We start from the raw sequence: 14,039 nt of genomic DNA, 5'->3' as shown, positions 1-14,039 counted from the left end.
CGCTTTCATTAAGTGGCTTTATTTGAAGTACTGAACTGAAAAAACAGTATTATTTGGTGCTTTTGGACATGATAGAATAAACATTTTAAAAAGGAGAATCAAAGTGAAGAAGCTGATTTTTCATTTGTTCATGTCCATGTTTTTGATCGTTAGTGTAAGTGCTTGTGGTTCCAGTTCAGATTTGGAAAATGAAGCAGTGAAAGAAGAAAATAAGGAAAAGGAAGACGAAGCCAGCAATGAAGCGAAGCCGGAAAAATTGATCATTTGGGAGGAAAAAGGTAGAGCGGAGGCCCTAAAGCCGGTGATTGAAGCTTTTGAAAAAGAATATGGAATCAACGTTGAGCATGAAGAGATTGAAATAGCTACCGAGATGTATGAACGGCTTCGTCGTGATGGGCCAATCGGAAACGGAAAGGCCCCGGATGTCGTAACTTTTTCTCATGAAAGAGTCGGGCAAATCGTGAAGGAAGGCTTAATTCAGGAAGTGAAGGTGGAAGATGAGGTATTGAATGCCTTCATTGAACCTTCAATTAGGGGGGAAATGTATCAAGATAAGGTATTTGGATTGCCGAAATCCGTAAACACATCCGTTTTCTTTTATAATAAAAAATTGATGGCTAAGGCTCCTGAGACGATGAATGGCCTTTATAAAATGGCGAAGGAATTAAGAAAGGGTGACGTTCATGGTTACTACGCCAAATGGAATGGTTTCCATGATTCGTATGGAGTAATCGCTGGAATGGGAGGTTATATATTTAAAGATAAGAATGGGAAACTAGACCCTTCCGACATTGGTTTGAATAATAAGGGTGCCATAAAAGGGGCTGCATACATCCAAAAATGGTATAGGGCGGGTTTGATTCCCAAAGGCGACAAGGCAGCGATCGAAAAGTTGTTCATGCAAGGGAATTTGGCTTCTATCATGAGTGACGGGAACTCATTTACCGAGCGGAAGGATACAGGAATTGCCCCCATGCCTGAATTGCCCAATGGCAAGCCAATGAAAACGTTCATGGAAATCAAAGGCTGGCATGTAACAGCATTCACAAAACATCCTTATTGGTCTACGAAGTTAGTTGAATATTTGACTAATGATGATAATGCAATGCAGCGTTATGATTTAACAGGGGAAATCCCTCCGAATAAATCAATCAAACACAATGCCGCAATCAATGAAAATGAAAGGGCACAAGCCTTAAGCATACAATTACAATACGCTGAACCAGTACCGAATATTCCGGAAATGAATAAGGTATGGGGACCGATGAATTCAGCCATGGATGAAATGACCACTCAAAAAGCAAAACCAAAAAGGACTTTGGATAAAGCGGTCAAGACGATAAATAAAGAACGTTAATCATGTTCTGCCTTTTTTAATTCAGAAACCATATCCAGTATCCCCAATTTGTCCCTTTAGTGTAAAGTTTTTTATAAATTGGATTTGACGTTAAGGGGTCAAAAGGCTAATCTTAAAGGCGTAAAGAGATAGCTAGGAGGAGAGCGGATATGAGAAAAAGAGTGTTATCACTCGCTTTAATTCCGTTGCTTCTTTTTTACGCCATTCCAGTAGGAGCAGCTGAAAAAGAACAACGAACTTGGAAGGATGAAATCGTATATTCATTATTGGTCGACAGATTTTTCGATGGGAATACTCAAAATAATGGAGATGCGAACGTGAATGACCCTTCCGCGTTTAATGGTGGGGATTTCGAAGGTGTCACGAAGAAACTTAATTATTTAAAAGATATGGGTTATACCGCTATCATTCTTTCACCGATTTTCGCTAACGATGCAAAAGGCTATCATGGCGATTGGGTGGCCGATTTTTATAAAACGGATAAACACTATGGGACAATGAAAGAGTTTAAAAAACTCGTGAATGAGGCACATAAACGTGATATGAAGGTGATCATTGATTTTCAAGCAAATAATGTGGGTCCTGACTCCACTTGGCTGACCGATCAAAAAAAACAAGATTGGTTCCATGAAGAAAAAAAGATTTCCAAGGACGGTAGCCAAACGGCTTTGGAAACAGGCTGGGTCGATGGTCTTCCCGATTTGAATCAAGATAATGAGGAAACAAGAAAATATTTACTGGATGCTGCCAAATGGTGGATAACGGAAACCGATATTGATGGATACCGTATAAATAAAGTCCAATACGTAGCGAAGGATTTTTGGAAGGAATTTGTGGATGCAGTTAAATCTGAAAAATCAAATTTCTATACAATCGGCGATGTGCAAGGTGATGCCGAATTGATTTCAAGCTACAAGGAGACGGGTATCGATGCTTTTATGGCTTATCCGCAAAATTCAGAGCTACGGAAAGCATTTGCTGCACCCGATAAAGAATTGAAACCTGTTTTTGATGCGTTTGCGAAAAGCGAAGATAAATTAGGGGGCAATGCCCATCAGGCATTGTTCATGGATACAGAGGGAATGCCCCGGTTTACAAAGGATGCAGCCGACCATAACGAAAATCCAGGTTCCAGATGGAGAATGGCGCTGTCGTATCTTTATACTATGCCAGGGGTGCCAATCGTATTTTATGGTTCGGAAATTGCCTTGAACGGCGATATTGCCCCGGATAATCATAAATTGATGAATTTTAAGACAGAACAGGAATTGGTGGAATATATAACAAAGCTTTCTGACCTCAGAGACATGTACCCAGCATTGAAAAAAGGGGATATGGAGCTTTTATATGAAAAAGGTGGGGCTTCGGTATTCAAGCGTGTATATGGTGAAGAAACGATTGTCGTCGCCATGAACAATACGACTGAAACTCAAACGATAAACCTTACTGATATGGAGCTTGAAAGCAATAAAGAGTTGAGAGGTATGCTGAATGGGGATCTGGTCCGCAGTAAGGACAACAGCTACTCTATCGTAATCGACAGGGAGACGACAGAAGTCTACACGCTGTCACCTAAGTCGATTATTAATATTCCTTACCTGTTAGTTATAGGATTGGTTCTTCTTATTTTTGGTATATTCATTGCTTTGGTTATTAAGCGTTCTAAACGAAACCAACCAAAATAATCATATGCCTCTCGATTGTCGGTAGCCGCCAAACATTGTCCCTAAGGCTTTGTGGAAAACAGGATCGGGAGGTTACAGCATGAATAAGACCTGGTGGAAAGAAGCGGTTTGCTATCAAATATACCCGCGCAGTTTCATGGATAGTAATGGTGATGGAATCGGGGATATAAAAGGATTGATATCTAAGCTTGACTACCTTCAGGATTTGGGGATAGATGTTATTTGGATTTGTCCATTTTATAAATCTCCCAATGCGGATAATGGCTATGATATTAGTGATTATCAAGCAGTTTCCGATGAATTCGGTTCAATTGAAGATATTGATCTATTATTGAAAGATGTTCATGGACGTGGGATGAAGGTGATACTCGATCTTGTTTTGAATCATACAAGTGATGAGCACCCCTGGTTCGTCGAGTCACGTTCTTCCCGCGATAATCCGAAACGGGATTGGTATATATGGAGGGATGGGCAGGACGGCCGTGAGCCTAATAATTGGGAAAGCATCTTTTCCGGAAGTGCCTGGAAATTCGATGAAAGGACCAATCAATACTATTTACATTTATTTGCCGAAAAGCAGCCAGACTTAAACTGGAAAAATACTGATGTGCGAAAGGCATTATATGAAATGGTCAATTGGTGGCTCGATAAGGGAATCGATGGCTTCCGGATTGATGCGATCACGCATATTCATAAGCGTGAAGGCCTTCCGGATATGCCCAATCCTTATTGGCATCAGTATGTACCTGCGTTTGAAATGCATACCAATCAGGACGGAATTCTGGATTACCTTCAGGAGTTGAAAGAAGAGACTTTCTCTAAGTATGATATCATGACGGTCGGTGAGGCCAATGGCGTCAGGATTGAGCAGGCGGAAGAATGGGTCGGGGAATCGAAGGGGAAGTTCAATATGATCTTTCAATTTGAACATCTAGGGCTTTGGAATAGGGGACAGAATCACGATGTTGATGTTCAAGGGTTAAAGCGCACAATGACCAAATGGCAAAAGGGGCTGAAAAACAAAGGATGGAATGCTTTGTTTTTTGAAAATCATGACCAGCCGAGAAGTGTATCCACCTGGGGAAATGATCAACAATTTTGGTTGGAAAGCGCAAAAATGATAGGGGCCCTATACTTTTTTATGCAAGGGACACCTTTTATTTATCAAGGTCAGGAAATTGGCATGACGAATGTCCAATTTGATTCGATTGATGATTATGATGATGTCGGTATGAAAAACTTCTACCGGATAGAGACCTCGAAAGGTCGTCCTCATGATGAAATCATGAACATTATATGGCATAGCGGCCGTGATAATTCACGAACACCGATGCAATGGAACGATATTGAAAATGGCGGATTCACCCATGGAACACCTTGGATGAGGGTTAATCCAAATTATCGCGCCATTAATGTAGAACAGCAGAAAAATGACCCGTCATCCATTTATCATTTTTATAAAAGGATGATTGAACTTCGAAAAAAACATCAGGTCCTCGTTTATGGGGAATATGAATTGTTATGGGAAGATCATCCTGAACTTTATATTTATACAAGAAACATGAATGATAATTCAGTCATGGTAATATGTAACTTTAGTATGAATCACCATCAAATCGACCTTTCCTATTGGGGGAAAATGGAACTTTTACTAGCTAATTATGATGATTGCCCTGAGGTATCCCTTATTGATTTACGTCCATATGAAACGAGGATTTATCGTTATTGATTGCTATGGACTTGATTGGAAATTAGCTTAAAACCTATGTAGTTAGTCGTCTGACTTCTTATTTTCCAATACACCTGTCGTTTTTGAAGAAGCTGATCATACATCAGCTTCTTTTTGAATTTTAAAACATAGATGAAAAAAACGGAAAAGTAAGTATTTTCTGAAAAATTGAACAAACATTAAAAAAAGTATGGATATAACTATTGAACTGAGTGTATTATGAATACATACAAAATGTATAAATATAAAACAAATATTAAAGAAGTGTTTATTGGTATTCACCTTTTTTAAAAATGAAGTCAATAAAGGCTAAGAGGGGAGAGGGGAAATGCATGGCCATCACAATAAAAGATGTGGCACAGCTAGCGAATGTTGCTCCTTCAACAGTTTCTCGAGTGATTGCAAACAATCCTCGGATAAGTGAAAAAACAAAGGTACGGGTACGTAAGGCGATGACTAAATTAGGATACCATCCAAACTTCATTGCACGTAGTCTTGCCAATCAATCGACCAGGATCATTGGTTTGGTAATGCCAAGTTCGTCAAATGATTATTATCAAAATCCCTTTTTTCCGACGATCCTCCAGGGTCTAAGTGAGGGAGCCCAGGAAAACCACTATTCCTTGTTGCTAAGCACGGGAAAAACCGAAGATGAAATCTACGAAGGAGTAGTGAATATGGTGCAGGGGGGTATGGTGGATGGAATAATCCTGATGTATTCAAGGATGAACGATCACATTCTGACCTATTTGAGAGAAAGGGCTTTTCCATTTGTAATCATTGGGAAGCCCTATGATTACATCGAGGAGATAACATATGTTGATAATGATAATGTCTTGGCAGCCGAACAGGCAACGGATTACCTTATACAGCTAGGGCATGAAAGGGTTGGATTCATCGGAGGTGATGAATCCCTTGTGATGACCCTTGATCGCTTATCAGGATATGAACGGGCATTGGAGAGGGCTGGAATTGATCGAAGGATGGAATATACCCTGCATGAAGACTTTTTGCATGAAGGGGGACAAGCCGCTGCAAAAAGGTTACTATCCATCGATGAACCACCTACCGCTTTGGTGGTCAGTGATGATCTCATGGCACTTGGCATCGTCCATTCACTTCGCGAGATGGGCGTGCGCACTCCTGAAGAAATGTCAATCGTCAGCTTCAATAACGTTCTTTTCTCTGAACTGTCATTACCGGCCCTGACTTCCGTAGATATTAATATTTTTGATTTGGGATATCAGGCCGCTAAAGGCATCATTCACATGCTGCAGACTGGGGATGCTCCTGCCGGGACCATCATTCCACATCATTTCGTGGAAAGGCACTCCTGCAGATCGATCAAGCAAGGTGCAATGGCCATGACTTATTAAAGAAAAGGGCATTGCAAAAGCAATGCCTTTTTTTGCTAGAAATGTACGCTGAAACTTTTGAATGCATGTACACCCGTTCCGTGTCTGACTAATTTATTCCCTTTAAGATATTTAATGGCTGCTAGAACTTCCTCAAGAATCCTTGGTTCGAGGCCGAGTTGGTTGTGTCCGCCATAGATTTTGGAGACTGCCTTGATCTTTGCGATTTTTTCTAACGAATTAACAAGGTCTTCAGGGCTCGTAGAGGGATAAAATGCATAAACGGGGGTATCTGAATAGAGCAGGTCGCCAGTGAAAAAATAACCTGTTTCATTATCCAAAATTGAGATGTGGCCAGGTGAATGCCCAGGCGTGTGATAAATGATTAAACTACGGTTCCCGAGATCGATCGTGTCCCCATCAGATAAGAGCCTATCAGGGTACCCCTGGTATGGCTTGTATGTAAAAGGATCGAATGATTCAGGTATGGGTAATGTTATATCCCGGGCCATGTTCTTTCTTATTTGTTCCAAGGACAAACCATCAATGCCATTGATTAGCCAATTGGCATCATCACCATGAACATAAATGGTATCAAAATCACCGTGACCCCCAATATGATCCGCATGAACGTGTGTAGTCAGGACGGTAATAGGAAGATCGGTAAGCTGGTCTGTAATCCCCTTAATCGAACCGATGCCTAACCCTGTGTCTATTAACGCAGCTCGGGTCTCCCCAAGTAATAAATAGGAATGAACTTTCTCCCAATGACCATATTCACTGATTGCAAACGTATTTGGGTCCAATTCCTGAACGGTAAACCATGGATCTGCAATTTTTTTCAAAAATGACTCCACTCCTTCCAATCATATATTCCGCGCTAACCGGTAATATCCTGCTTGAAAGAGCAAAAGCAGCGGATTTGTGAAATCCACTGCTTTTGGAAAGGTAAGGCTTATCCGTTTACAACGGTCCCGCCGTTTACATGGATGACTTGTCCGCTGACATAGGATGAATCATCACTTGCCAAATATACATAGGCTGGTGCCAATTCCTCTGGTTGCCCTGCACGGCCCATTGGAGTATCCTGTCCGAATTTGGCAACATCCTCTTCGCCGAATGAGGCAGGAATCAGCGGTGTCCAGATCGGGCCTGGAGCCACACCGTTCACTCTGATGCCATCTTTTGAAATGGAGTTCGACAGGGCTCTTGTAAATGAAAGTATTGCACCTTTTGTTGAAGAGTAATCGATTAGTTTTGGGTTGCCCTGATAGGCTGTGATAGAGGTTGTATTAATGATGCTGCTTCCTTTTTTAAGGTGCTTCAATGCAGCTTTAGTTAAGTGGAACATCGAGAAAATATTCGTGCGGAACGTTTTTTCCAATTGTTCAGCTGAAATGTCCAGGATACTTGTCTGCACATGCTGTTCTCCGGCGTTGTTGACTAGAATGTCCAAACCGCCAAATTCATCAACCGTTTTTTTGACGACTTCCTGGCAGAAGGCTTCATCACCGATATCACCGGAAATGAGTAAACATTTCTGGCCTTCTTTTTCAATCAATTCTTTTGTCGTTTTGGCATCCTCGTGTTCATCCAAGTAAGCAACTGTCACATTAGCTCCTTCTTTAGCGTAGTAAATGGCAACCGATTTACCGATTCCGCTGTCTCCTCCTGTTATGATTGCCGTTTTACCTTTTAATTTGCCGCTTCCTTTGTAGGCAGCTTTAACTGAATCAGGGTTCGGTTCCATTTTTGTTTCCAGTCCAGGTTGATGCTGCTGATGTTGAGGTGGAAATCCTTGTTTGTTCTGATTTTGGTTTTGAGTAGTCAAGATATAAACGCCTCCCATTTAATTATCTACGCTTTTTCTATTCCTTCTTTTAGGAAAAAGAAAACATGGAAAAAATACCCAAATGAAGTCTTGTTTAATGTTTTAACTGAAGGGAACATGACTAGTCTTTCCATGTTCCATGAAGGCGATTCATTTGAAGAAAAAGGGGGGATGAACTCTTATGGAGGCCGTTGCAACAAATAAAAAAAGACCCACCCAAAGCAGGTGAGCCCTTAATACTTAGCGGTAATTTAGGAATTGTACATCAATGGACAGATCAGCGCCCCGGATCGCGGAAATGATTCCTTGTAAATCATCCCGGTTCTTACCGGTAACCCGGATTTGATCATCCTGGATTTGGCTTTTCACTTTAAGACCGCTATTTTTAATGATGGTATTGATTTTTTTTGCTTGCTCCTTATCGATGCCTTGAATTAACTTAGCCCGTTGGCGAACGGTTCCGCCAGAAGCTCCTTCTAATTTGCCATAATCCAGGTTCTTGACGGGTACGTCACGTTTAATGAGCTTACTGATGAGAACATCCTTCAGCTGATCGAGCTTATATTCATCGTCGGATACTAGAACCAGGTCTTCTTTTTCAATTGAGATGCTGCTTATGCTCCCTTTAAAATCATAGCGAGTCTGTATTTCCTTCATAGCCATGGTAACTGCATTCGTTACCTCTGAAAAGTCTACTTTCGAAACAATATCAAATGAATTTTCCTTTGCCATCACTTACCTCCAGCAGGGTTTATTTCCTTTATTATAGAGAAAGTGTGATAGGAAGACAACTATATAAACGATATTAAAAAAGCGAGGGGACTAGCCCCGCGCTTCATTTATGGTCCGTTTTCTTCGAATAGGAGTGCTTACCTGCAGTAAGGTTTTCCTGATAAGCGATATTTTTTTCAGCATTTCTTGCTTGGTTATCTTTGGGCCTTTTATTGTCATCGGTTGTTTTGGACATAGTGAAAACTCCCTTCCATTATCTGATCAATATATATTGTTCACAATTATGGAAGGGAGTATGTATGTTTATGATTTCTCAGGGGTATCGTTTAAGAAGAAGAGGGCAATTGTGCCAGGACCGGCATGTGCACCGATGACGGAGCCAATTGTATGGATCATGAAGTCGGTTGTCCCAAATTCATTTTGGATGGCTTCCTTCCATTCCAGTGCCGTTTCTTCATCATCGCCATGACTGATGGCAATCGTTTGGGTTGTTAAATTTTTGCCTCTTTCGTGCATTAATTCGATTACACGTTTAATCAATTTCTTTTTGCCGCGTATCTTTTCGAGCGGAACAAGCTTCCCATCTTCAACATGCAATAACGGTTTAATGTTTAATAAACCGCCAACAAGGGCAGATGTCTTGGAGATGCGGCCGCCACGGGCCAGATATTCTAGATTATCTACAGTGAATAGATGCTCCATATGCCGCGTTTGGAATTCGATGGCAGCCAGGATTTCTTCTTTAGTGGCACCGTTTGCTGCCAGATCGGCCGCTTTCTTTACAATTAAACCGACGCCCATTGAAGCACATTTCGTATTGACGATTTCAATGTCAAGTTCAGGGTACTCTTCCTTCACCTGATTAAGAATCATCACTGCCGTTTGATATGTTCCTGATAACTCAGAAGAAAAGGCTATATATATCCCTTGTTTTTTCTCCTTGGCAAACTGTGTGAAAAGTTCTATAAAGTATTCTGGGGAAGCTTGCGATGTTTTCGGGGCTTTTCCTTCAAGCATCGCCTGATAGACTTCGTGAGAATTAATAGTAAGTAAATCTTCATAATTTTCCCCTTCAAGATGGACTTGTAAAGGGATTAATGAAACATTGTTTTCCTTATAGAAAGACAACGGCAAATCACATGCACTATCTGCAAGAATTGTGATAGCCATAATACACCTGCTTTCTTTTTACAATTTTTAGAAAAATGAGTGGTCACTCTACTTTTTAGTGTAGCACGTAACGGTGAAAATTCAATCTCTACGTAAATAGAATAAATAATTAAGGGTAAAAAGATAATAGAATAAGGGTGAAATGGAGGTTTTTAGGATGTTTAGTGGTGAAATGAAGAAAATTATCATAGTTGTGGTCGGAGCATTGCTTAATGCCATCGCAATGAACTTTTTTCTAATACCGGCAAACGTATATGCAAGCGGCTTTACGGGAGTGGCCCAGCTTCTATCAAGGATGATTGGTTCTTTTGCTCCTTTTAATGTATCGACAGGTATTCTATTGCTTTTATTGAACATTCCAGTAACGATCATTGCTTGGCGAAAGGTTGGAAAGTCTTTCACTTTTTATAGTTTCCTCAGTGTTGCCTTGATGTCCTTCTTTATGGAAATCATTCCGATTACACGCTGGTCACCTGACATATTATTGAATGCGGTATTTGGCGGAGTCATTGCTGCAGTAGGTGTGGGGATCACATTGAAATACGGTGCATCGACTGGAGGAATGGATATTATCGCCATGCTTCTTTCACGTAAGAAAGATAAACCTGTAGGTACTTATTTATTTCTGCTGAATGGCGTGATCATTGTAACGGCAGGTGCTGTTTATGGACCGGAAAAAGCTTTGTATACACTTGTTACCCTTTATACATCGACACGTGTCGTGGACGCGATACATACGCGTCATGAAAAGCTTACGGCCATGATCATTACAAAGAAAAGCGAAGAGCTTAAACAGGCAATCCACGCTAAATTAGTTCGCGGAATTACAAGGGTTCCCGCAAAAGGTGCGTTCACTAACGAAACTAAGGAAATGTTATTGATTGTCATTACAAGGTATGAACTGTATGACCTTGAACGGATCATCAAGGAAGTGGATCCACACGCTTTCACAAACATCATAGAAACGTCAGGCATTGTTGGAACTTTTCGCAGGGAATGATATTAACAAAAAATCTAGGCCATTACACTTCTATTACAAAAGGGAGTATTTGGGCGTAATAAGTTTATTGCCTGTACAAAACGGCTAATTCTTATATTGTAGCGCCAATTTAAAATCTTAGAAGGAGTGATGAAAATGGCCAACGACGAAAAAATGAGCAGACAGGAAGCAGGCCGTAAAGGCGGGGAAGCCACATCTAAAAATCACGACAAGGATTTTTACCGGGAAATTGGGCAAAAGGGCGGAGAAGCCACATCGGATAATCATGATAAGGAATTCTATCAAGAAATTGGACAAAAGGGTGGGGAAGCCACTGCTGATTCCCATGGTAAAGACTTTTATAAAGAGATCGGTGAAAAAGGCGGTAAGGCACGAAATAACAATTGAAACAAGCGAAAGCCTCCAGGAATCCTGGAGGCTTTCACGTTATTTAGAGTGGTTTTCCAGCTCTTCCTGAAGTTCTCGCAGTTGTTCTTTTTCGGCCTCGTTCGTATTGGCAAAGGCTGATGAAAGAGCGTTTTTAGCGATTTCCTCTGTCTTTTGCTGGTCACCGTCATGCTCAGAGTGGAGAGCTTCTTCAACAAATTCCCTTGCCTTTTGAAATAATTTGTTTCCCATTAGAAGCCACCATAGCTTTGTTCAGACATAATCCTTAACCTGTCTTTTTCTGCTTCTTCAAACGTAGTGTGATAAGGGATTTTTTCGGCATGCTTGGCAACACTTTCTTTGCCCTGCTGTACAAATCGTTTAGATTTACTGCTTTTACCCATTCTTATCTCCTCCGATTCTGAGCGTTTCGACAACGGAATGGATCTGTTGTCCATATTAGTTTGGCTTGAAAGGTCGATATTATGAAGGTAAAAAATGACGTATTAGGCTTTTATATTGAATTTTTCTTCGAGGAAGACGGCTATACCATCTTCTTCATTCGTCAATGTAGTCGTATTTGCTACCGTTTTTACTGGTGAGATCGCATTTCCCATGGCCACCCCGGTTCCCGCGTATTCAAGCATTTCCAAATCATTATCTTCATCACCGAAGGCGATTATCCTATTTTGAGGAATTTCCAGATAGTTGGATACCCGTTTAAGCCCTACGGCTTTACTTAACCCGCTTTTTATTATTTCGATGATATGAAAAGGCTCTGCCCAGCGGCGATGATCGACCAATTCTGCATGAACATCGGATAAATGCTGGCGAATCTGTCCTACGAATTCACTATCTGTGTGAATTAGCATCGAAGTTGGGGAATCCTGAAGGTAATTGCGCAAGTCACCTGTCTTCATGGTAGGATTTCCTACATTGAACATGTTCATCAATTTTTCATCATGATAATGGACATAAACTTCATCCCGGACTTCTGCGATGATGTTGTGATATTTAAACTGATCACATGCTTCGACAATCTCTTTCGCAACATTTATATCCAGTGGAGAGTGGTATACCCCCCAGCTTGTATGTAATGGGTGATGGACGAAAGCACCATTGAAATTAACGATTGGTGTATTCAACCCCAATTCCCGGTAATAAAGTTCACTTGAGCGAAAGGGACGCCCGGTGGCGATCATAACTTCGTGTCCATCTTCTTTTAATTTCAGGAGTGTTTTTTTAGTCCTTGAAGAAATTGTTTTGTTATCTGTAAGTAAAGTACCATCAAGATCCAATACGATCAAATGTTTCTCAGCCATGTACACACCTTCTGTTCTTTTTGATTTCATTATATGTGAATATTGTTAAGCCTATTTTAAAGTAAATGTAAATCTTTTTCATTCTTTATGCATTCCTGTATGATATTACTATATCCAGGATTAAGATAATTAAAGCGAAGCTCAGGTTTAAAGGAATGAAATGATGAATGCCAATGCCATTTTGATAATGGTATTGGAAAGACCGGAACAAATTATTCGGAGGGGTTAACTTGATAATAATTGAAAAAGAACTAATTGGAAATATTCCTGTCTTGCACCTAGGTGAAGAAACCACTTTCAAACAGGAATTGCCGCTTATTATTTTTATACATGGTTTTCAAAGTGCAAAAGAGCACAATCTACACTATGCTTATTTATTGGCTGAAAAGGGGTTTCGTGTGCTTCTACCCGATGTGATTCATCATGGGGAAAGGGAAGCCGGTTTAAGTGATTCTCAAATGATGCCCCGTTTTTGGGAAATGGTTTTACAGACAATCCAGGATTTATCTTTGCTGAAGGATGATTTATTATCCCGAAAATTAATTGATCCCGACAGAATTGGCGTAGCGGGTACCTCCATGGGGGGAATAGTGACTAATGGGGCCCTGGCTGCTTATGAATGGATTTCCGCCGGAGTCAGTTTAATGGGTAACCCATCATATGTCGCGTATGCAGAGCTCCAAATGGAGGAGATTAAGAAAAGGAAAGTTAATTTCCCAGCTACTGATGAGGAAGTTGCCAAGGTGATTGAACAGCTCAAGCCATTTGATTTGAGTCTTAATCAGGATAAGCTTTGCAACCGTCCGCTTCTTTTTTGGCATGGTGCCAAAGATCCGGTTGTGCCTTATCAACATGCATACCTTTTTTATGAAGGGGTCAAAGCAGGGTATGATGAGGCAGATGAAAATATTGATTTTATCCTTGACCCCAAGGCTGGACATAAGGTCAGTAGAGAAGGAGTGCTAAAGACAGCAGACTGGTTCGCGAAACATTTACTGTCAGCTGTGCAAAATGCTTAAGTACTTACACAAAATCTGTTATGATGCTTATACGGACATAATGATGAAACCGATAATCTAAAACGAAGAGATTATCCATAAAAGGAGTGATCGAAGTGGATCAAGATACAAAAGACATTATTTTGGGAGCTTTGGAGCAGGTCATTGACCCTGAGCTTGGTATAGATATCGTTAATTTAGGCTTGGTATATGATGTGGATATGGATGAGGAAGGTCTGACTACGGTGACGATGACATTGACAGCAATGGGCTGTCCGATGGCTGGGACAATCGTAGATCAAGTTAAATTGGTTCTGGAAGATATCCCCGAGGTCAAAGAAACGGATGTGAAGATTGTCTGGAGTCCGCCATGGACGAAAGACAAAATGTCCAGATATGCTAAAATTGCATTAGGTATCAAATGATAACTCTGTAATAGAAATAAAAAGCCAGTCAAAAAAAGTGAATCCATTCAAGGAGCCACTTTTTATGGT

Annotated in this window: 15 protein-coding genes and 1 pseudogene; 8 read left to right on the top strand and 8 right to left on the bottom strand. The window is 40.7% G+C overall.

Annotated elements, in window-relative coordinates; genetic code table 11:
• The first annotated feature begins 103 nt into the window (after positions 1-103).
• From ACYP5M_RS18900 to ACYP5M_RS18885, 4 genes are all read left to right on the top strand, one after another.
• Complete coding sequence (locus ACYP5M_RS18900) at positions 104-1,357, top strand: extracellular solute-binding protein (RefSeq protein WP_452444729.1); 1,254 nt, start codon at positions 104-106, stop codon at positions 1,355-1,357.
• A 149-nt stretch (positions 1,358-1,506) separates the two neighbouring features.
• Positions 1,507-3,042 (top strand): alpha-amylase family glycosyl hydrolase, encoded by a 1,536-nt coding sequence (locus tag ACYP5M_RS18895; protein ID WP_459735394.1) that lies wholly within the window; start codon positions 1,507-1,509, stop codon positions 3,040-3,042.
• A gap of 79 nt (positions 3,043-3,121) precedes the next feature.
• On the top strand, positions 3,122-4,771 hold the full coding sequence (locus tag ACYP5M_RS18890; protein WP_101224142.1) for a glycoside hydrolase family 13 protein: 1,650 nt from the start codon (positions 3,122-3,124) through the stop codon (positions 4,769-4,771).
• 332 nt (positions 4,772-5,103) lie between these two features.
• Positions 5,104-6,147, top strand: a complete 1,044-nt coding sequence (locus ACYP5M_RS18885) for a LacI family DNA-binding transcriptional regulator (protein ID WP_101224141.1) — start codon at positions 5,104-5,106, stop codon at positions 6,145-6,147.
• Between the two features lie 35 nt (positions 6,148-6,182).
• On the opposite strand, the gene ACYP5M_RS18880 is transcribed toward ACYP5M_RS18885, so the two are convergent.
• The 5 genes from ACYP5M_RS18880 to ACYP5M_RS18860 all read right to left on the bottom strand — a co-directional run bounded on the left by ACYP5M_RS18880 (position 6,183) and on the right by ACYP5M_RS18860 (position 9,859).
• Positions 6,183-6,962: an MBL fold metallo-hydrolase gene (locus ACYP5M_RS18880; RefSeq protein WP_459735479.1), complete on the bottom strand. Its 780-nt coding sequence runs from the start codon at positions 6,960-6,962 to the stop codon at positions 6,183-6,185.
• A 119-nt stretch (positions 6,963-7,081) separates the two neighbouring features.
• On the bottom strand, positions 7,082-7,957 hold the full coding sequence (locus tag ACYP5M_RS18875; protein ID WP_402941320.1) for an SDR family oxidoreductase: 876 nt from the start codon (positions 7,955-7,957) through the stop codon (positions 7,082-7,084).
• A 240-nt stretch (positions 7,958-8,197) separates the two neighbouring features.
• Positions 8,198-8,689: a YajQ family cyclic di-GMP-binding protein gene (locus tag ACYP5M_RS18870; RefSeq protein ID WP_101224139.1), complete on the bottom strand. Its 492-nt coding sequence runs from the start codon at positions 8,687-8,689 to the stop codon at positions 8,198-8,200.
• A gap of 103 nt (positions 8,690-8,792) precedes the next feature.
• A complete protein-coding gene (locus ACYP5M_RS18865) occupies positions 8,793-8,924 on the bottom strand; it encodes a DUF3941 domain-containing protein (RefSeq protein ID WP_082196697.1) in 132 nt (43 codons plus the stop codon).
• A 68-nt stretch (positions 8,925-8,992) separates the two neighbouring features.
• Entirely contained in the window at positions 8,993-9,859 is an 867-nt protein-coding gene (locus tag ACYP5M_RS18860; RefSeq protein ID WP_434168858.1) for a DegV family protein, read from the bottom strand.
• A gap of 157 nt (positions 9,860-10,016) precedes the next feature.
• Here ACYP5M_RS18860 and ACYP5M_RS18855 point away from each other — a divergent pair, with 157 nt between their 5' ends.
• The gene (locus ACYP5M_RS18855) at positions 10,017-10,859 is read left to right on the top strand and encodes a YitT family protein (protein WP_230177369.1); all 843 of its coding nucleotides are present in this window, start codon (positions 10,017-10,019) and stop codon (positions 10,857-10,859) included.
• Between the two features lie 135 nt (positions 10,860-10,994).
• Positions 10,995-11,243 (top strand): annotated as a pseudogene (locus ACYP5M_RS18850) (KGG domain-containing protein); the annotation flags it as partial.
• 42 nt (positions 11,244-11,285) lie between these two features.
• Here the strand turns inward: ACYP5M_RS18850 and ACYP5M_RS18845 are convergent.
• The 3 genes from ACYP5M_RS18845 to ACYP5M_RS18835 form a co-directional block, all read right to left on the bottom strand.
• The gene (locus ACYP5M_RS18845; RefSeq protein WP_101224136.1) at positions 11,286-11,477 is read right to left on the bottom strand and encodes a DUF3813 domain-containing protein; all 192 of its coding nucleotides are present in this window, start codon (positions 11,475-11,477) and stop codon (positions 11,286-11,288) included.
• Positions 11,477-11,629, bottom strand: coding sequence for a hypothetical protein (locus tag ACYP5M_RS18840; protein WP_202190617.1), 153 nt, complete (start codon positions 11,627-11,629; stop codon positions 11,477-11,479). The genes ACYP5M_RS18845 and ACYP5M_RS18840 overlap by 1 nt, the downstream gene beginning before the upstream one ends.
• A 102-nt stretch (positions 11,630-11,731) precedes the next feature.
• Positions 11,732-12,547 carry a Cof-type HAD-IIB family hydrolase gene (locus ACYP5M_RS18835; RefSeq protein WP_434168860.1) on the bottom strand — a complete coding sequence of 272 codons (816 nt, stop codon included), beginning with the start codon at positions 12,545-12,547 and terminating at the stop codon, positions 11,732-11,734.
• A 230-nt stretch (positions 12,548-12,777) separates the two neighbouring features.
• Between ACYP5M_RS18835 and ACYP5M_RS18830 the strand changes: the two genes are divergently transcribed.
• Positions 12,778-13,566, top strand: a complete 789-nt coding sequence (locus tag ACYP5M_RS18830; RefSeq protein WP_459735393.1) for an alpha/beta fold hydrolase — start codon at positions 12,778-12,780, stop codon at positions 13,564-13,566.
• 95 nt (positions 13,567-13,661) lie between these two features.
• Positions 13,662-13,970, top strand: coding sequence for a metal-sulfur cluster assembly factor (locus ACYP5M_RS18825; protein ID WP_034314562.1), 309 nt, complete (start codon positions 13,662-13,664; stop codon positions 13,968-13,970).
• Positions 13,971-14,039 lie beyond the last annotated feature (69 nt).

The organism is Peribacillus sp. N1 (assembly GCF_054600815.1).
The sequence above is the reverse complement of the archived record's forward strand: the minus strand, read 5'-3'. Positions and strand labels throughout refer to the sequence as shown.

Excerpts from the sequence above, each read along its gene's own strand:
- ACYP5M_RS18855 (WP_230177369.1), top strand. The coding sequence starts at position 10,017 with ATGTTTAGTGGTGAAATGAAGAAAATTATCATAGTTGTGGTCGGAGCA.
- ACYP5M_RS18840 (WP_202190617.1), bottom strand. The coding sequence starts at position 11,629 with ATGGGTAAAAGCAGTAAATCTAAACGATTTGTACAGCAGGGCAAAGAA.
- ACYP5M_RS18845 (WP_101224136.1), bottom strand. The coding sequence starts at position 11,477 with ATGGGAAACAAATTATTTCAAAAGGCAAGGGAATTTGTTGAAGAAGCT.
- ACYP5M_RS18865 (WP_082196697.1), bottom strand. The coding sequence starts at position 8,924 with ATGTCCAAAACAACCGATGACAATAAAAGGCCCAAAGATAACCAAGCA.
- ACYP5M_RS18885 (WP_101224141.1), top strand. The coding sequence starts at position 5,104 with ATGGCCATCACAATAAAAGATGTGGCACAGCTAGCGAATGTTGCTCCT.
- ACYP5M_RS18890 (WP_101224142.1), top strand. The coding sequence starts at position 3,122 with ATGAATAAGACCTGGTGGAAAGAAGCGGTTTGCTATCAAATATACCCG.
- ACYP5M_RS18860 (WP_434168858.1), bottom strand. The coding sequence starts at position 9,859 with ATGGCTATCACAATTCTTGCAGATAGTGCATGTGATTTGCCGTTGTCT.
- ACYP5M_RS18870 (WP_101224139.1), bottom strand. The coding sequence starts at position 8,689 with ATGGCAAAGGAAAATTCATTTGATATTGTTTCGAAAGTAGACTTTTCA.
- ACYP5M_RS18895 (WP_459735394.1), top strand. The coding sequence starts at position 1,507 with ATGAGAAAAAGAGTGTTATCACTCGCTTTAATTCCGTTGCTTCTTTTT.
- ACYP5M_RS18835 (WP_434168860.1), bottom strand. The coding sequence starts at position 12,547 with ATGGCTGAGAAACATTTGATCGTATTGGATCTTGATGGTACTTTACTT.